At 67.8% G+C, this 17,443-nt stretch carries 17 protein-coding genes; 12 read left to right on the top strand and 5 right to left on the bottom strand.

All coding sequences use genetic code 11. The features are described from left to right. Positions 1 to 109 precede the first annotated feature (109 nt). From OQF70_RS04205 to OQF70_RS04175, 7 genes are all read left to right on the top strand, one after another. A complete protein-coding gene (locus OQF70_RS04205) occupies positions 110 to 460 on the top strand; it encodes a DNA-binding protein (RefSeq protein WP_092816796.1) in 351 nt (116 codons plus the stop codon). 1 nt (position 461) lies between these two features. Then, on the top strand, positions 462 to 1,055 hold the full coding sequence (locus OQF70_RS04200; protein WP_280536017.1) for an alpha hydrolase: 594 nt from the start codon (positions 462 to 464) through the stop codon (positions 1,053 to 1,055). Positions 1,056 to 1,142: 87 nt separating this feature from the next. After that, entirely contained in the window at positions 1,143 to 2,459 is a 1,317-nt protein-coding gene (hisS, locus tag OQF70_RS04195) for a histidine--tRNA ligase (RefSeq protein WP_280536016.1), read from the top strand. Positions 2,460 to 2,610: 151 nt separating this feature from the next. After that, the gene (locus tag OQF70_RS04190; protein WP_280536015.1) at positions 2,611 to 3,579 is read left to right on the top strand and encodes a PstS family phosphate ABC transporter substrate-binding protein; all 969 of its coding nucleotides are present in this window, start codon (positions 2,611 to 2,613) and stop codon (positions 3,577 to 3,579) included. Positions 3,580 to 3,583: 4 nt separating this feature from the next. Then, complete coding sequence (pstC, locus tag OQF70_RS04185) at positions 3,584 to 4,528, top strand: phosphate ABC transporter permease subunit PstC (RefSeq protein ID WP_280536014.1); 945 nt, start codon at positions 3,584 to 3,586, stop codon at positions 4,526 to 4,528. Next, positions 4,525 to 5,502, top strand: a complete 978-nt coding sequence (gene pstA, locus OQF70_RS04180) for a phosphate ABC transporter permease PstA (RefSeq protein WP_280536013.1) — start codon at positions 4,525 to 4,527, stop codon at positions 5,500 to 5,502. Before pstC ends, pstA begins: the two co-directional genes overlap by 4 nt. A 142-nt stretch (positions 5,503 to 5,644) precedes the next feature. Next, complete coding sequence (locus OQF70_RS04175) at positions 5,645 to 6,565, top strand: decarboxylating 6-phosphogluconate dehydrogenase (RefSeq protein WP_280536012.1); 921 nt, start codon at positions 5,645 to 5,647, stop codon at positions 6,563 to 6,565. A gap of 109 nt (positions 6,566 to 6,674) precedes the next feature. Here OQF70_RS04175 and OQF70_RS04170 read toward each other — a convergent pair whose 3' ends face one another. Next, positions 6,675 to 7,517 (bottom strand): CPBP family intramembrane glutamic endopeptidase, encoded by an 843-nt coding sequence (locus tag OQF70_RS04170; RefSeq protein ID WP_280536057.1) that lies wholly within the window; start codon positions 7,515 to 7,517, stop codon positions 6,675 to 6,677. A gap of 146 nt (positions 7,518 to 7,663) precedes the next feature. After that, positions 7,664 to 8,344 (bottom strand): NUDIX hydrolase, encoded by a 681-nt coding sequence (locus OQF70_RS04165; RefSeq protein ID WP_280536011.1) that lies wholly within the window; start codon positions 8,342 to 8,344, stop codon positions 7,664 to 7,666. Positions 8,345 to 8,477: 133 nt separating this feature from the next. Between OQF70_RS04165 and OQF70_RS04160 the strand changes: the two genes are divergently transcribed. Genes OQF70_RS04160 through OQF70_RS04150 form a run of 3 tightly spaced genes read left to right on the top strand, consistent with a single transcriptional unit; the run spans position 8,478 to position 9,784 of the window. Next, a complete protein-coding gene (locus OQF70_RS04160) occupies positions 8,478 to 9,149 on the top strand; it encodes a haloacid dehalogenase type II (protein ID WP_280536010.1) in 672 nt (223 codons plus the stop codon). A gap of 40 nt (positions 9,150 to 9,189) precedes the next feature. Further along, entirely contained in the window at positions 9,190 to 9,558 is a 369-nt protein-coding gene (locus OQF70_RS13420) for a DUF2249 domain-containing protein (RefSeq protein WP_321169488.1), read from the top strand. A gap of 4 nt (positions 9,559 to 9,562) precedes the next feature. Beyond that, the gene (locus OQF70_RS04150) at positions 9,563 to 9,784 is read left to right on the top strand and encodes a DUF2249 domain-containing protein (protein ID WP_280536009.1); all 222 of its coding nucleotides are present in this window, start codon (positions 9,563 to 9,565) and stop codon (positions 9,782 to 9,784) included. A gap of 54 nt (positions 9,785 to 9,838) precedes the next feature. Here OQF70_RS04150 and OQF70_RS04145 read toward each other — a convergent pair whose 3' ends face one another. Continuing rightward, positions 9,839 to 12,247, bottom strand: coding sequence for a hypothetical protein (locus OQF70_RS04145; protein ID WP_280536008.1), 2,409 nt, complete (start codon positions 12,245 to 12,247; stop codon positions 9,839 to 9,841). Positions 12,248 to 12,395: 148 nt separating this feature from the next. Here OQF70_RS04145 and nhaC point away from each other — a divergent pair, with 148 nt between their 5' ends. Together nhaC and OQF70_RS04135 are read left to right on the top strand one after the other, a co-directional pair. Next, entirely contained in the window at positions 12,396 to 13,868 is a 1,473-nt protein-coding gene (gene nhaC / locus OQF70_RS04140; RefSeq protein ID WP_280536007.1) for a Na+/H+ antiporter NhaC, read from the top strand. 178 nt (positions 13,869 to 14,046) lie between these two features. Beyond that, positions 14,047 to 14,790: a DNA polymerase sliding clamp gene (locus tag OQF70_RS04135; RefSeq protein WP_280536006.1), complete on the top strand. Its 744-nt coding sequence runs from the start codon at positions 14,047 to 14,049 to the stop codon at positions 14,788 to 14,790. 94 nt (positions 14,791 to 14,884) lie between these two features. Here the strand turns inward: OQF70_RS04135 and OQF70_RS04130 are convergent, their stop codons facing one another. Further along, positions 14,885 to 16,690 (bottom strand): histidine kinase N-terminal 7TM domain-containing protein, encoded by a 1,806-nt coding sequence (locus tag OQF70_RS04130; RefSeq protein WP_280536005.1) that lies wholly within the window; start codon positions 16,688 to 16,690, stop codon positions 14,885 to 14,887. Positions 16,691 to 16,770: 80 nt separating this feature from the next. After that, entirely contained in the window at positions 16,771 to 17,373 is a 603-nt protein-coding gene (locus tag OQF70_RS04125) for a hypothetical protein (protein WP_280536004.1), read from the bottom strand. Positions 17,374 to 17,443: the final 70 nt, after the last annotated feature.

Here is a 17,443-nt window from a genome sequence, read left to right as displayed (position 1 = left end):
CGGTACGATCGGCCGCGGTACGACCGGTTTCAGTACGACCGGCGTTCGATCGTCGATGTCGGCCGGCACCTCCGAAATCGTTTTTCGCGAGTAGCCACAAGGGACCCGTATGAGCGGTAGCCCAGACGACGAACGGATCGAGGAACTCCGCGAACAGAAACGGCAGGAACTCCAGGATCGTGCCCAGGGCGGCGGGAACGAGGAGACTCAGGAGGCGGCTCGCCAGCAGGCGGAGGCCCAACAGGAGGCCGTGCTCAAACAGCACCTCACCGACGGCGCGCGCCAGCGGCTCAACGCGGTCGAGATGTCGAAACCCGACTTCGCCGCGCAGGTCAAAAAACAGGTGGCGGCGCTGGCCCAGAGCGGCCGCGTGCAGGGGCGGATCGACGAGGACCAGATGAAGGAGCTCCTGCGCGAGCTCCAGCCCGACCAGAAGAGCTTCGACATCCGCCGACGCTGAAATGGAACTGGCCCTCCTGTACAGCGGCGGGAAGGACTCCTCGCTTGCGGCGCTGCTGCTCGACCGCTTCTACGACGTCCGCTGTGTCACCGGTAGCTTCGGGATCACCGACGACTGGCAACACGCGGAGCGGGCGGCCGAGGCGTTGGGGTTCCCGTTCGAGCGGGTCGCCCTCGAGGAGCCGGTCGCCCGGGAGGCGGTCGCCCGGATGTACGAGGACGGCTACCCGCGAAACGGCATTCAGCACGTCCACGAACACGCCCTCGAGACGATCGCCGCCCTCGACGTCGACGCGATCGCCGACGGAACCCGGCGGGACGACCGCGTGCCGACGGTCTCGCGGGCACAGGCGCAAAGCCTCGAGGACCGCCACGACGCCGACTATCTGGCACCGCTGTCGGGGTTCGGACGCCACGCGGTCGACCGACTCGTCGAGGAGGCCTTCGACGTCGAAACCGGCCCCAGCGAGGAGATCGCCAAGGCCGACTACGAGGACGAGCTTCGCGCCCTCCTCGCGGAGACGCGCGGCGAGGCGGCGGTCGCGGAGGTTTTCCCGGACCACGAACAGACCTACGTCCGCGGTCGAACCGGGTGAGCCGCGCGGACGTCTCACACACCCACCCCCGGTCCCACGCGGCCCCGAAGGGATGGTTTCAAGCGCCCGCTGGCCGAACCGCGGCGTATGTACGACCGACTCAAGGGTTTTCGTGACTTCTACCCCGGCGAGCAGTCGGCTCGCCGCGAGGTGACCGACACGATCGAGGCCGCCGCGAAGCGCTACGGCTTCCGCGAGGTCGCCACGCCGGCGCTCGAGCGCACCCAAATGTACACGGACAAATCCGGCGAGGGGATCGTCGAGGAACTCTACTCCTTTACCGACCAAGGCGGCCGCGACGTCGCGCTGACGCCCGAACTCACCCCGACCGTCGCGCGGATGGTCGTCGCGAAGGGCCAGGAGCTCTCGAAGCCGATCAAGTGGGTCTCCACGCGCCCGTTCTGGCGCTACGAACAGGTCCAGCAGGGCCGATTCCGGGAGTTCTATCAGACCAACATCGACGTCTTCGGGTCGTCCGAACCGGAGGCCGACGCCGAGGTCCTCGCGGTCGCGGCGGACGCGCTCACGTCCCTCGGGCTGACCGGCGATGATTTCGAGTTCCGGGTCTCCCACCGGGACATCCTTGGCGGGTTGGTGCGGGCGCTGGCCGCCGACCCCGACGCGGTCGACACCGCCGACGCGATCCGCGCGGTCGACAAGCGCGCGAAGATCGACGAGGCCGAGTACCTGACGCTGCTCGAGGAGGCCGGTCTGGACCGGAGAACCGCCCGCGAGTTCGACGATCTCATCGTCGGCGTCGATGACGTCGACGACCTGGATGCGGTCGCCGAGGCCGGGGGATCGGACGTCGAGGTCGCCGTCGAGAACCTCCGGGCGGTCCTGGCGGCTGCCGACGACTTCGGCGCCGGCGAGTACTGTGACGTCTCGTTGACGACCGCCCGCGGGCTCGACTACTACACCGGCGTCGTCTTCGAGTGTTTCGACTCCACCGGCGAGGTCTCCCGGTCGGTCTTCGGCGGCGGACGCTACGACGACCTCATTGAGAGCTTCGGCGGCCAGCCAACCCCCGCGGTCGGGGTTGCCCCCGGACACGCGACCCTCAAGTTGCTCTGCCAGCGGGCCGGCGTGTGGCCCGATGAGGCGCTTGAAACCGACTACTACGTGCTCTCGGTCGGCGACACCCGCGCGGAGGCCGCTCGGATCGCCCGCGATCTGCGCGCGCTCGGCCACGTCGTCGAGACCGACCTCACCGACCGCGGCTTCGGCGGCCAACTGGGCTACGCCGACTCGATCAACGCCGAGACGACCGTCATCGTCGGCGAACAGGACCTGGCCAACGACGAGGTGACGATCAAGGCGATGGCAAGCGGCGACCAGACGACCGCCCCGGTCGGGGAGTTCCCGCCCGAATCGGGACGGCCGACGTACGACGACTACGTCTAGGTCTGCCCGGCCCCGCGGTCGTGACCGTCCTTAGCCACCGTCCGTCGGGATATTTATCCACTCCTTCTTCTATATACTTCTATATATACATATGTCGAATAGATACCGCTAATAGTAGCGTTCATCCCTGCGTCCCGACTGCTGATCGATGATGGACGTGTCCAACCGCGGCGATCGAACGAGTCTCGGAACACGGCGTCGATTCCTTACGACGGCGGGCGCGGCGGCGGCGTTCGGTCTCGCCGGCTGCCTCGGGGGCGGCGACGAACGGGAGATCCGTATCACCGGCAGCAGCACGGTCTTCCCACTCTCGGAGGCGGTCGCCGAGGAGTACCAACGCGAGAACGACGGCGTGAACGTTTCCGTCTCCTCGGACGGATCGACCGGAGGCTTCGAGCAGTTCTTCATCCCCGGCGACAGCGACATCAACGGCTCATCGCGGCCCATCCTCGAGGAGGAGGTCGAGCGGTGCCGGGAGAACGGGTTCGAACCGATCGAGATCCAGTGTGCCGGCGACGCACTGACGGCGATCGTCAACAACGAGGCCGACTGGGTGGACTGTATGACCATCGAGGAACTCGGGCAGATCTGGGACCCCGACGCCGAGAACGAACTCTGGTCGGACGTGAACTCGGACTGGCCCGACGAACCCTTCGAGCTCTACGGTCCCGCCACCACGAGCGGGACGTTCGACTACTGGACCGAGGACGTCATCGGCAAGTTCCGTCAGATCCGTGACGACTTCGAGGGCACCGAGCGGGACGACATCATCGCCTCGAGCGTTGCGGGCAGTCAGTACGCTCACGGGTATCTCCCCTTCTCCTACTACACGAACAACCAGGATCAGGTGAAAGCGCTCGACGTCGACGGCGGGAACGGCTGTACGTCGCCGAGCCTCGAGGCCGCCTCGACCGGCGAGTATCCCCTCTCGCGGCCGATCTTCTGGTACGTCAACGGGAACCGTCTAACCGAGAACCCGGCACTCGAACCGTTCATGCGGTTCGCGATCGAGATGACCGGCGATCAGTCGATCGTCGCCGACGACATCGGCTACGTTCCGATGAGCGATGAGGAGATCCAGACCAACCTCTCGAAAATCGACGACGCCGTGAGCGAGTGATCCGATGACCGCAAGCACCGCGATCGGTGACCGGTCGGACCGCGAACGTCGAGTCGGCCGCATCGTCAAGGGTGTGTTCCTCGCGTGTGCGGTTCTGACGGTTCTCATCACCGTTGGGATCATCTTCACCCTGCTTCGGGACGCGACGACGTTCTTCACACAGGTTCCGGTCGTCGACTTCCTCACCGGCACCGAGTGGAAGCCGACACAGCTCACCGGCGACGGCGAGTACAAATTCGGCGTCCTGCCGCTGTTGAGCGGGACGATCCTGATCACCGTGGTCTCGGCGGTCATCGCGCTCCCGACCGGGCTGGCGGCCGCGTTGTACCTCTCGGAGTTCGCTTCCGAGACGACGCGGTCGGTGTTGAAACCCGCCCTCGAGATCCTCGCCGGGGTTCCGACGATCGTCTACGGCTACTTCGCGCTCGTCTACATCACGCCGTTCCTCGCGTGGGTCGGGCTGCCGGTGGACACGTTCAACGCGCTGTCCGCGTCGATCGTGGTCGGCGTGATGATCATCCCGATGGTCTCGTCGATCTCCGAGGACGCGCTCTCGGCGGTTCCCGACGATCTTCGACAGGCCGCCTACGGGCTCGGGTCGACGAAGTTCGACACCTCGGTCCGCGTCGTCGTTCCCGCGGCCATCTCCGGCATCTTCTCCTCGTTCGTGCTCGCGCTCTCGCGGGCCATCGGCGAGACGATGGCGGTCACCGTTGCGGCCGGCCAGACCCCGCGGATGTTGAGCATCCTGAACATCGACCAGAACCTGCTGCAGTCGAGCGAGACGATCACGGCGGCGATGGTCAACGTCGCCCACGCCGAGGGCGGCGGCGGCACGCCCGCCTACTACTCGATGTTCGCCCTCGGGCTCGTCCTGTTCGTGTTCACGTTCAGCCTGAACATCGGCGCGGAGGTCATCCGTGACCGACTCCGGGAGGAATACCGATGAGCGTCGAGACGACGTCGGAGGCCGCCGACGAGGGACCCTCCGCGGACGGACCCGACCCCGACGCGGGGGCCAACCCCTTCGCCCGAAGCGGGTGGGGACCGCTCTACCGCGCCCTCCGTGACAAGGCGTTCGCGATCGCGCTCCTGCTTGCCGCGCTGTCGGGGATCGCGATGGTGTTCATCCTCCTCGCGTACGTGGCGCTCGACGCCTTCTCGATCCTCGACCCCGAGTACGGCTCCTGGGTCGACTGGCAGTTCCTCACGAACCTCCCCTCGCGGACCCCGTCCGAGGCCGGGTTCCTCGCCCCGATCGTCGGGTCGCTGCTCATCCTGGTCGTGATGGTCTTTGCCGTCTTCCCGATCGGGATCGGCGCGGCGGTCTATCTGGAGGAGTACGCCCCCGACAACCGGATCACCCAGCTCGTCCAGATCAACATCGCCAACCTCGCGGGCGTTCCCTCGGTCGTCTACGGGCTGTTGGGCCTCGCGGTCTTCGTCCGTGGGATCGGTCTCGAGAGTGGGATCGTCCTCGTCGGCGGGCTGACCGTCGGCCTGCTCGTGTTGCCGATCGTCATCGTCTCCTCCCAGGAGGCGCTGCGTGCCGTCCCCGACTCCTACCGGCAGGCGAGCCGCGGGATGGGTGCAAGCGACTGGCAGACGCTCCGGAACGTCACGCTCCCGCAGGCGCTGCCCGGGATCCTCACCGGGACGATCCTCGCGCTCGGCCGCGCCATCGGCGAGACCGCGCCGCTCATCATGATCGGCGCCGCCACGAGCGTCTTCAGCGTCCCCACCACGCTCTTCGACAGCGTGAGCGCGATGCCGATGCAGATCTACAACTGGCGAGCCCGGCCGCAGCCGGAGTTCCGCTACGGCGTGGTCGCCGCCGGCGTCGTCGTCCTGCTCGCAATGATGATCCTGCTCAACGCGACGGCGATCCTGCTGCGCAACCGGTACCAGCGAAGCGACACCTGAGAACGGCGGCACCCCGCCATCGCTGCTTGCCGAACCGCTCGCCGTCGGTTTCGGCCGCCGGTTCCCCACGGCTTCGGCTCACCCCTTTCGTTCCCTGCCGTCGATCGCAACCACTAGGGCCCGGCTTCGCGATCCGACGCGTATGCAACTGGGCGTCATCGGTTTGGGCCGGATGGGACGGATCGTCGTCGATCGAAGCCTCGAGGCGGGCCACGACGTGGTGGCCTTCGACCTCTCGGCGGAGGCGACCGCCGCCGCGGCCGAGGCCGGCGCGGACCCGGCTGACTCGGTCGCGGACCTGTGTGACCGACTCGCTGCGGACGGCGAGGACCAACGCGACGACGGCAAACGGATCTGGCTGATGGTCCCCGCCGGCGAGGCGGTCGACGCCACCCTCGATGACCTCGAACCCCACCTCGACGCCGACGACGTCGTCGTCGACGGCGGCAACTCCCACTTCGAGGCCTCGCTGCGGCGCGCCGAGGCGACCGACGCGGCCTACCTCGACTGCGGGACCTCGGGCGGCCCCGCAAGTGCCGAGGCCGGATTCTCCCTGATGGTCGGCGGTCCCGAGTGGGCCTACGAGTCGATGACGCCCGTCTTCGACGCCGTCGCGACCGGGCCGGACGGCCACGACCGGATGGGCGAGTCCGGAGCGGGCCACTACGTGAAGATGGTCCACAACGGCGTCGAGTACGCGCTGATGCAGGCGTACGGCGAGGGGTTCGAGCTCCTCCACGAGGGACGCTTCGACCTGGACATGGAGTCGGTCGCCCGGACCTGGAACAACGGGGCCGTGATCCGGTCGTGGCTCCTCGAACTCTGTGAGGAGGCGTTCCGTGAGGAGGGCTCGGATCTGGGGGACGTCGCCGACCACGTCGCCGGCGGGTCGACCGGTACCTGGACGGTTCAGGAGGCGCTCGAACAGGAGGTCCCCGTCCCGCTCATCTACGGCGCACTGGCCGAGCGGTTCGACTCCCGGAACGAGGGTCGCTTCTCCCGGCGGCTCGCGAACCGGCTTCGATACGGGTTCGGACGTCACGAGGTACAGCGGCGGGAGTGACGGCGGCGGTCACGGACACGCCGGTCACACCGGATACGCCGGTCTCCCGGTCACGATCGCCTTCCGCGAGAGCGCCGCGGTCGCCTCACGCAAGGGCGCCGCAGCCTCCTTACGCGAGCGCGCCGGTCACGATCGCCGGGAGCGCGTCGCTGTAGGCGATCGTGACGTACAGCAGCGTGAACAGGGTCGCGTTGTAGACGCCGTGAATGAGCGCCGGCACCACGATGTTGCCCGTGTACTCGTAGCTAGCGCCGAAGACGAGGCTCGGAACGACGAGGATCGCGACGCTGACGAGGTTCCCGGTCGCCGACCCGCCGGTGAGCGCGAACCAGTGAAGCGCGGCGAAGACGGTGCTGGCGAGCAGGATCGCCACGACGGGGTGAAAGACCTCCCGAAGGCGCCCCTGGACGACGCCGCGAAACAGCAACTCCTCGCCCGGGCCGATGAGCAGGATCGAGGCGGGGATGAGCAGGAGAAGGGTCTCTGGGTTCGACATCCCGACCTCGGCGGCCTGATTGGTGCCGGTGTCGATCTCCGTCCCGGTCGCCACCTGGTAGGCCGAGAGGGCGAACGCGCCGGCGAGGGCGCCGCCGAACGCGAGCACGTACCCGCCGATCACGACGAGCACGTCACGGAGGGTCGGGACCGAGACGCCGATCGAAAAGCGACTCGCGTCCGGTGCCATCCCGAGCAGGTCACGAACGACCGGTTGGATCTCGGGGCGGAGGTGTGCGTACGCCAGCGCGACGCCCGCACAGCCGACCCCCTGGACGAAGACGAGGCTGAGGACGAGCCCGAGTGACGCGCCGATCTCGACGCCGAACCCGATTATCAGAATCCCGCCGCCGAGAAACGTCAACAGGAACCCGAGGAGGAGGCCGCCGGCGCCCAAGCCGATCGCGCTCACGACCGCGATGACCGACGCGAGCGGGGAGCGGCGAACCACGTTCATCGACATACCGACGATATGCGACCGATCCGCAAAACGGTTGGCACTCCGGAACCGGCTCCGGCTCCGGGATCGCTCCTCCCCCCTGCCCGCTCCGGGATCGTCCCCACCTTCCGCCGGCTCCGGGATCGTTCCCACCCGCTGTCGGCTCACCGCCGCGTCAACTCGTACTGGAGGACGGCGGTCACCGTTCGTCCGTCCCGACAGTTCCCGTCCACGACGGCCGCGAGGAGGTCGTCGTAGTCCACGACGTCGACCGCGATCGACTCGTTGTGGTCGAGATCCCGTTCGGCGGTCGGCTCGCAATCGCGCGCCAGGAAGTGGTGATGGACGGAGTCGGTGATCCCGTTGGTCGGCTCGACGGTGATCAGGTGCTCGAAGCCGCCCTGTGCCGCATACCCGGTCTCCTCGGCGAGTTCGCGTGCCGCTGCCGTCTCGAGGTCGTTCGTCCCAGCCGCCTTGGGGCCGTCCGCGTCATCGGGCTCGACCGTCCCGGCCGGCAGCCCGTGATTGACCCGATCGACCGCCTGTCGCCACTCGTCGATCACGACGACGTCGCCAGCCGGCGTGAACGGGAGAACCACGACCGCCGGCGACTCGTCGACGTAGTGGTACTCGTCCGTGGTCCCGTCCGGGAACCGAACGTCGTCGGCGCGCACGTCGAAGCCCGGACACGTGTAGTCGATCCGTGTCCCGACGGTCTCCCAGGCGAGCGTGTCGACCGCGTCTCGGTCCGTCCCGTCCCCGCGATTCTCACCACGATCCGCCCCGTTCTCGCTTCGGTCCGTCTCGTTCTCGCTTCGATCCGCGTCCGGTCCTCGTTCGGTCATCGACCCGTGATCGGCCGAGCACGGGCTTAAATCGGATGACTCGTCGAGTGCGGACCGAATCGGATGGTTCAGCGCCGGCGGTATCGCCTCGGCCACCCTCGGATTTTTGGTACCCCCGTCCGTTCACCCGGCGATGTCCGAGGTACTCTGTTTCGACGTGTACGGGTCGACGCACAACCAGCACTCGATCGTCGACGAGATCGCGGCGGTCACCGGACTCCCGACCGACCTGGCCGCCGACCTCTCGCGGCTGTGGGTCGACCACCAGATCGGGTACTCGATGGAGGTCTCCCTGATGGACGCCTACGAGGACTGGCGGGAGCTCACCGTTCGGTCGCTGCGATACGCGCTGGAGTACTACGGCGTCGACCCGACCGATGAGACCGTCGAGACGTTGATGACCGCCTACGAGCATCTCGAGCCCTACGAGGACCTGTCCCACTTCGGGCGCCTCCGTGAGGCGGGCCACGACCTCTACATCCTCTCGGACGGCACCCCCAAGATGCTCCGGACGCTGGCCGGGAACACCGGCTTCGACGAGTACATCGACGGGATCGCGAGCGTCGACGAGGTCGGCGTCTACAAGCCGCATCCCGATGCCTACCGGACGATCGAGGACCGCGTCGACCGCCCGCTCGAGGAGTGTACGATGGTCGCGACCCACACCTTCGACGTCGCCGGCGCCTCGGCGGCGGGTATGGAGACGGTCCTCGTGAACCGGTTCGACGTCCCGCCGACCCGGCTCGGACACGACCCCGGGCTCGTCGTCGATTCCTACGCCGAGCTGGCCGACGAGCTCTCGTAGGCCCACAGTCGATTCGTTTGTCTGCCGTCCCGCGGATTCCGTGGCGTCGTTCCTGTCGACGCTGTTCGGCGACCTCCCGTTCGGCGACCTCCCGTTCGGCGACCTCCCGTTCGGCGATCCCCCGGTCGAATATGTTCGTCGGAAGACGGACGGCGACGGACCGCCGATCATCGACCGTATGCCAACACTCGATGTTCGAGACATCCCGCCGGTCAACCGCCACGAGACGATCCACGACGAGTTCGAGGCGATGGATCCCGGCGACACTTTGACGATCGTCAACGACCACGAGCCGAAGCCGCTGTTCTACGAGATGGCGGCCGAGGTGGAGGCGTTCGACGAGGAGGGGTATCAGGTCATCGAGGCGGCGTCCGACGAGTATCGCGCGGAGTTCCCCAAACTGGAGTGAGTCGATGAGCGCGACCACGACCCGTCTCGACGTCCGTGAGTCGGACGACCCGCCCTTCGAACGGATCAACGACGCTCTCACCGACCTCGGCCCGGCCGACCGGCTGACGCTCGTGAACGGCTTCGAGCCCGACCCGCTCTACGACGTGCTCGAGCGTCGCGGCTTCCGCTACGAGACGACCCGCGTCGCCGACGACGAGTGGCACGTCGAGATCCAACGAGCCTGATCGAACGGACCTGACCGGATGGCGGAGAACCGCCGATCCGTCCGTTCGATCGAATCAGGGTTTCGACGAGTTCGTGGCCTGTTCGACCCGGCGTGACGCCTGATCGAGTCGCCGGCTCGTTGCGCGCGAAAGCGGGGCAGGGACGCTTCCACGTGCTGCCTCGAGTCGCTCGCGTGCGCGCTGAAGACGGCCGGCGGCCGCCTCGAGACGCCGGTTTGCGGCGGTCCGGTTCCCGGTCCGTGACTCGTCGGCCGCTGCCCGCGCGTTCTCGGCGATCGCCTCCAGTGCACGGGACAGCCCGACGACGGCGTTCTCGCTCCCGTCAGGGGTGTCATCGTCGTCATCGTCAGTGTCGCCATCATCACCGACGTCGCCATCACGATCGGCGCCGTCGTTCCCGTCCGTGGCCCCCGAACCGCTCTCGATCGCGGCGATCTCCGCGCGGGTTTCCGCGGCGATGTCGCCCACGAAGGTCGCGAGTGACGCGGTTCCCGTCTCGGGGCGATCGATCCGGATCTCGGCGGCAGCGGCCGGATCCGGGTTGACCCGGTCGGCACCCACGGCGTCGTCCGCGTCGCGGAACTCGACCGTGTACGCGCCGCCCTCGTGGACGTAGACCGCGTCGGACCCATCGACGGCGGTGTCGTACAGGCGTCCGCCGAAATCGTCCTCGATCGCGACTCCCGACAGGTCGACGTCGGCGGCCTCGTCGGTGATCGAAACCCGTTTCGCTCGGTCACGGGCGACGAGCGGCACCTCGCCCCCGGCGCCCGCGGTCACCGTCGCCCCGCTGCCCTCGACGGTCACCCGTTCGCTGTGGGGTGCCGTCCCCGCTCCGTTGACGGTCAACCGGTGGTCGCCCTCGGGGACGTCCTGGACCGCCGCGACGCCGGCGAACGTCGGGACGGCCACCGGATCGCTCTCGAGCAGCGCGACCGATTCGACCCCCGACTCGGTGGTCGTGACGCCCTCGTCTTCGGGTGCGTCGTCGTCGGTGACCGCGCTCGTCACGCGCGTCAACACGGTGTTGATCGGCGCCGCATCGCCGATCGCGTCGTATCGGTCGGCCAACGCCTGTCGATGGAACGGAACCGTGATGTCCGCCGCGGGGTTCTCGTACCGCGGCTGGCTCCAGGGGGTTCCGGTCGTCGAGATGTGTCCCGCGATCGCGTCCTCGATCGCCGTCGGGACGGCGAACTCGAAGCTCAACTGCGGGCCGACGAAGTCGTCGATGTGTTCGAGTTCAGCGATCGGGACGAGATCGTACGCCACGTCGATCGCCGCTGCATCGTCACCGCCCCCGGTCGAGTCAGTCGTTTCGTCCGGTTCATCGGTCCCGTCCGATACCTCCGTCCCGTCCGATTCATCGGTCCCGTCTGATACCTCCGTCTCGTCCGATTCGGCCGCCTCATCCGACCCATCCGTCCGCCCGGCATACCCGAAGACGAGCCCCGTTTCCCGCTCCGGAAGATCGGTCGGCGGCTCCTCGATGGCCTCGAACGACCGGATCGTGAGGGCATCGTCGATCAGTGACTCCCGACTGACCGACGGCAGGTCCTCGTGATCATACACCGGATCGCCGTCGAGCTCGGGCACCACGTACGGGAGTCTGGACCCCTCGTCCCGGGGGAGACCGTACGCCAACGGCACCTCCGCGAGGTCCTCGATCCCCTCGATCGCCGTGTTCGTGATGTCGGCCAACAGCCCGTCGGCGGCGACGCGCTGGAACCGGTCCGGAACGTCGTTGACCGAGAGGGCGCTCGAGTGTGACCCGAGTTCGGAGAGGATCCGCGGGGTCCGGTCGGGATCCGGATCGAGAAACTCGTTGTTCGGAACGGCCCGGGAGTGGGAGCTCGCGACGTGCAGTTGCGGATCCCCGGTCTCCGTGTCGACGAAGACCTGGAGGACTTCCCAGTCGTGCCAGTGGAAGTTCGTCGTGAACTGGTCGAAGGCGGCGTAGTACCAGAACTGAACGACCGCGAGCGGTGAGCCGTCGTACTCCCGGACGGTGTAGAACACCGTGGGATTCGGCGGCTCGCCCGAGTCGTCGTATTGCCCGTGATACCCCTCGAGGGCGTCGAATCCGTCGACGACTGTGGTTCCGTCTTCCTCGCTCGCATACGGTCGCGGATCGGTCGGGAACCAGCGTTCGAAGGCGTCGAAGTATAACTGCGGCGCGAACCGTTCGGCGAGTTCGCTGGCGCGGTCCCCGCCATCCGGGATCGGCGTCGTCGTGGCGTCCTCACCGCGTTCGAGCGCGCTACAACCGGCGAGCCCGGCCGCTCCCGCGCCGGCGATCGCGGCAAGCATCGTTCGCCGGCCGATGGTCATCGTTCGTCGGTCGCCGGCCGTCGCTCGTCGGTCGCCGGTCCCACGTGTGCCGGTTCCGATTTCGGACGGGTCGTTCTGATCGCTGCCCCGATCCCCGTTTCCGGATCGTCCCCCCGATCGATCTCCGCTCATCGTCGTGAGCACTAGTCGCGATACGGACGGAAAACGGTTCTGGCTCCCCGAACGATGTCGCCGGCTCCGTGATGGATGCTACCACTGTGTATGTTCTATACGAATATTCCAATTAGTTTTAATGCGTGAAATGTATATATTGACGTAGATGGCATCATCGTTCACCCCGACGACCTACGAGGACCTCCCGACGGACAGGCGGCCGTCCTTCCGGATCGCGCTCGTTCCGGTCCTCGCGGTCGTCGCGTTCCTCGGGGTTGGATCGGCCGTCCTCGGCCTCGATCCCCACGCACCCCTGCTGTGGAGCGTCGTCTTCGTCGCCGCCCTCGGCCGGTGGCTCGGGTACGAGTGGGAGGACCTCTTCGAGGGCGTCTCGAACGGGCTGTTGATGGGCATTCAGGCGATTTTGATCCTCTTCACGATCTACGCGCTCATCGCGACCTGGGTCGCGTCCGGAACGATCCCCGGACTGATGTACTACGGGCTGTCGGTTCTCACGCCGACGGTCTTCCTGCCGGTCGCCGCCCTGCTCGCGGCGGTCGTCGCCTTCTCGATCGGATCCTCCTGGACCACGGTCGGAACCCTCGGCGTCGCCTTCGTCGGGATCGGCGCCGGGCTCGGCGTGCCAGCCCCGATGACGGTCGGCGCGGTGCTGTCCGGCGCGTACGCCGGCGACAAGCAATCGCCGCTGTCGGACACCACCAATCTCGCCGCCGGCGTGACGAACACCGACCTCTACACCCACATTCGCCGGATGCGGTTCGGGACGCTCGTCGCCTTCGGGATCGCGACCGTCGCGTTCGGCATCCTCGGGCTCCAGGCTGCGGGGACGATCCCCGCCGACCGGCTCGCCGAGATCCTGGAGGCGCTGACGGGCACTTACGACCTCTCGCCGCTCGTTTTCCTCCCGCTTGCGGTCACCTTCGGGCTCGCACTGCGCGGCTACCCGGCCCTGCCGTCGCTCGTTGCGGGTGTCTTCGCCGGCGTGGCGACCACGATCGCGGTGCAGGGAACCGGCTTCGTGGCCGCCTGGGACGTCTTCCTGTACGGGACGGCCCCGGAGACGGGCAGCACCCTGGTGAACGACCTCCTCGCCGCGGGCGGGATCACCGGCTCCGCGTGGACGATCAGCGTGGTCGTCGCGGCGCTGTCGCTGGGCGGCGTCCTCGAGCGGACGGGGGTCCTCGCCGTCCTCGCACACGGGCTCACGGGCGCCGTCCGGAGCTCCGGCAGTCTGGTCGCCGGCACCGGGCTCTCGGCGATCGCCATCAACGCCCTCACCGCACAGCAGTACATGAGCATCGTCCTTCCCGGCGTCACGTTGCGAAACCTCTACGCCGAGTTCGACCTCGACAGCGACCAGCTCTCGCGAGCCCTCGAGGCGGCGGGGACGCCGACCGGCGCGCTGTTGCCGTGGCACGCCGGCGGCGTGTATATGGCCACCGTGACCGGCGTCCCGACCCTCGAGTACGCGCCTTTCTACCTGTTCGGGTTCCTCTCGCCACTCGTGCTGTTCGCGATGGTGCTGGGCGGGATCGACGTCCCGCGGACCACGCGGGCTTCCGGCCCCGCCGACCCGGCCGGTACCGCGACCTCGACGCCGGTTTCCGGCGACGATTGAGGGTGCCGATCAACCATCACGATCCATCGCGACGACCGTGGTCGACGGTTCGTGTGGATTCGTGCGAGAGTTCGTGCGGATTCGAACCGACTTTGCAACGGGCGCACGCGTCGCGTGCGAAAAGATGCTCTATCGGATCGCGGGTCTTTTTAGGGGATTGCGCCGTATCGGTTCGTATATGTTCAAGGCCATCGTGAGTGCGTCGACGCTCCAGGACGCGCTCGATTCGGTGAGCGTGCTGGTCGACGAGTGCAAGATCCATCTGAACGAGGAGGAGCTCGCCATCCGCGCCGTCGATCCCGCGAACGTCGGAATGGTCGACCTCTCGCTTGAGGCCGCCGCCTTCGAGTCCTACGAGGCCGACGGCGGCGTCATCGGCGTCAATCTCGCGCGCTTGCAGGACATCGCCGGGATGGCCAACTCGGGCGACCTCATCCACCTCGAACTCGACGAGGAGACCCGCAAGCTCCACATCGAGATCGACGGGCTCTCGTACACCCTCGCGCTCATCGATCCGGACTCGATCCGTCAGGAGCCGGACATCCCCGAGCTCGACCTCCCCGCGGAGATCGTCCTGGAGGGCGCCCAGATCGACCGCGGCATCACCGCCGCGGACATGGTTTCGGACCACATTCGGCTCCGCATCGACGAGGCCGCTGAGGCCTTCTCGATCGAGGCCCAGGGCGACACCGACGACGTCGACCTGAACCTGGAGCGCGACGACCTCATCGACCTCACCGCCGGCCCCGCCGACTCGCTGTTCTCGCTCGACTACCTGAAGGACATGAACAAGGCCATCCCCAAGGACGCCGAGGTAATCGTCGAACTCGGCGAGGAGTTCCCGGTCAAGCTCCACTACTCCTTCGCCGAGGGGATGGGCAACGTGACGTTCATGCTCGCCCCGCGGATCCAGAGCGAGTGAACGGCGAGGCTTACGCCGCGAACTTTCCGTAACGCGACTCGGGACCCTCCTCGATCCCCTCACCCCGGGCCGTCTCCGGATGCCGGCATCCGGTTCAGTTTCCCGTTTCTTCCTCCGTCTCACCCTGCCGCTCCCCGTTCGGCAGCCGAAGCTCCGCGCGCGTCCCGCGCGGCGATCGCTCCGTGTAGGTGACCGTGCCCCCGAGCGCGTCGGTTGCCCAGTGGACGATCCACAGCCCGAGTCCGGACCCGTGTTCGAGCGCCGTCTCCCGTCCGGCGGCGATCGCCTCGAGCTCGTGATCGGGAATGCCCGGTCCGTCGTCCGCGACCGTTATCACGACGTCGTCGCCGTCGCGTTCGACCGTTATCCGGACCCACGGGTTTCCGTCCGATCGCTCGCTCCCGCCCCCGTCGTGATGGCGGATCGCGTTCTCCAGGAGGTTCCTCACCGCCGCAGTCAGGGTTGCCTCCCGGAACTCCCCGGCGATCCCGTCGTCTTCGGCGCCGTCGACGGGCTCGCCGAGTTCGTCACTCCCGACGACCACGGTGATCGCTGCAGTCGACGCGTCGAGTCGGTCGTGATCCTGGACGTCCGCGACGACCGATCGAACGAGGGCAGCCACCGAGAGCCGCCGCGACGGCTCACCGTCAATCAGCGTCTCGACGGTGCGGGCTTTCTCGCCGAGCGCCGCCAGGGCGCCGGCTCGTCTCTCGATCGCGTCGGCCATCCGGCGGTCCTCCGGGTCGACCCGCTCGACGAGCAACTCCGCGTAGCCGTGAACCACTCCGGCGTCGTTCCGGATGTTGTGTCGCAGGATCCGGTTGAGTACCTCCAGCTGCTGCCGGCGCCGCTCCTGCTCCGTGATGTCCGTGAACACCACCGTGTATCCGACGTGTGTCGCAGCGGGATCACGGAGCCGCGAGACCGACACCGCGAACGTCCGATCCCGGCCGTCGACGCGGCGCTCGACCGGCTCGACCGGCGTCCCGTCGTCCGCCGCCGCGGCGTCGAGATCCGCACCGACTCCAACGACGGCGGCGAATTCCGCATCCACCGGAGACTCTCCGTCCTCGCCGAAGACCGAGGCTGCGGCCTCGTTCAGCCGGACGATCCGCTCGTCGAGATCGAGGATGACGATCGGGTCGGACAGGTCGTCGATCGCGGTCCGCTCGGCCGCCCGGATCGTCGTCGGGTTCCGCTCGAAGAGGTCGGCCCGGCCGAACGCGTACGCGTCGAGCGCGACGTGCGGAAGAAACATCACCGGCGCCGGATTGAACTGTGGAACCGGGCCGACCTCGAACGCCCACGCCAGCAGGGCGAACCCCGGCGGGATGGAACTCAACGCGACGGCGGCCGCCTCCCGCCGATACAGCGGTCCGTAGCTCAACAGCGTGTCCACGAGCAGGACCACGGCCACGACGACCGACAGCGTCGCGACGCCCAGCGTCAGATACCCCCACGCGCCGATCGCGTACGAGACCGTCGCGACACCCAGGACCGGATCGAGCTCGAAGCCGGACCACATCGCGCCGTGAAGCGGGTTCGTCACGGTCACCGCCGTGGTCACGATTCCGAAGGCGGCGAACGCGCCGTACCCCGGGCCGCGAACGACGTTCCCGCGACCGGTGTACTCGAGCGCGAAGGCCAGAAAGGTGAGGCCGGTCCAGACGATCCCGATCCAGACAGCCATCTCGAAGACCAGCCGTGCCCGCGGTGCGGCGACCAGCAGACCGACTCCGTAGCCGAGACACCAGACCGCCTGGGCGATCAACACCGCGATGAACCAGTTCGCCCCGGGCGTTCCGCGGTGGTCGAGCACGTATCGGATCAGCGCGAGGCTGCCGACTCCGGCGGCCAGCGACCCGATCGCCGGCCACGGGAGCGTCGTGATCCCGACCATACCCTGGCGAGGAACGGCGGCGTGCTAAAGGTGTCGCGGTCGTGGTCCCTTCCCGGTCCCCGCTTCTGACCCCTCACGCTTCATCCGTGCCGTTCGATCACGCGTTTTGCGGCCTGCGCCTTCTCCTTCCAGCCGTACCCGGCGTCGTAGACGTGACGCTTGCTCTCGACGAGCTCCGTCGGCGACGACTCCTCGAAGCCGCCCCGATCCCACGCGCCGGAGGTCTCCAGCCAGTCGATCACGTGTTCCTTCGTCTCGCTCCAGGAGAGCCCGACCATCTCGTACCACGCGATCATCGCGAAGACCGCGTTGTCGTGACACCCCGGCACCGACCCGCGTTCGTAGATCGTCCGCATCGGCTCCCGCGTCGGCTCGGAGACGCGCTCTTTGAACTCCGCGGCGGTCAACAGCCGGAGGGGTCCGTCGTCGCCCCCATCGCGGACCACACGCTGTTCACGCTCCAACAGCCCGAGCGCGGCCGCGTGGAGCCCCGACCAGTCGTCGGGGATCGCGGCCCGCAGTTCGGGTTCCGCGATCCCGTCCGGCTCTCGGGTGAGCACCGCCAACAGATCGGTGTAGGCCCGCTCGATCCGCGGCCAGTCGACGCCCTCGAACTCGCAGTCGACCTCGTGGAGGCTGTTCGTGGTGCGACAGCCGGGACACGGATAGCGGAACGTCGGCACTGTCGAGTGATTGTTCCCGTCCGAAATAGGGCTTTCGTGCCGGTTCGATCGACGTCACCCGGTCGATCGG

Origin of the sequence: Halopenitus sp. POP-27 (assembly GCF_029889855.1) — an archaeon.
In the GTDB taxonomy this organism is placed as follows: Archaea; Halobacteriota; Halobacteria; order Halobacteriales; family Haloferacaceae; genus Halopenitus; species Halopenitus malekzadehii.
The sequence above is the reverse complement of the archived record's forward strand: the minus strand, read 5'-3'. Positions and strand labels throughout refer to the sequence as shown.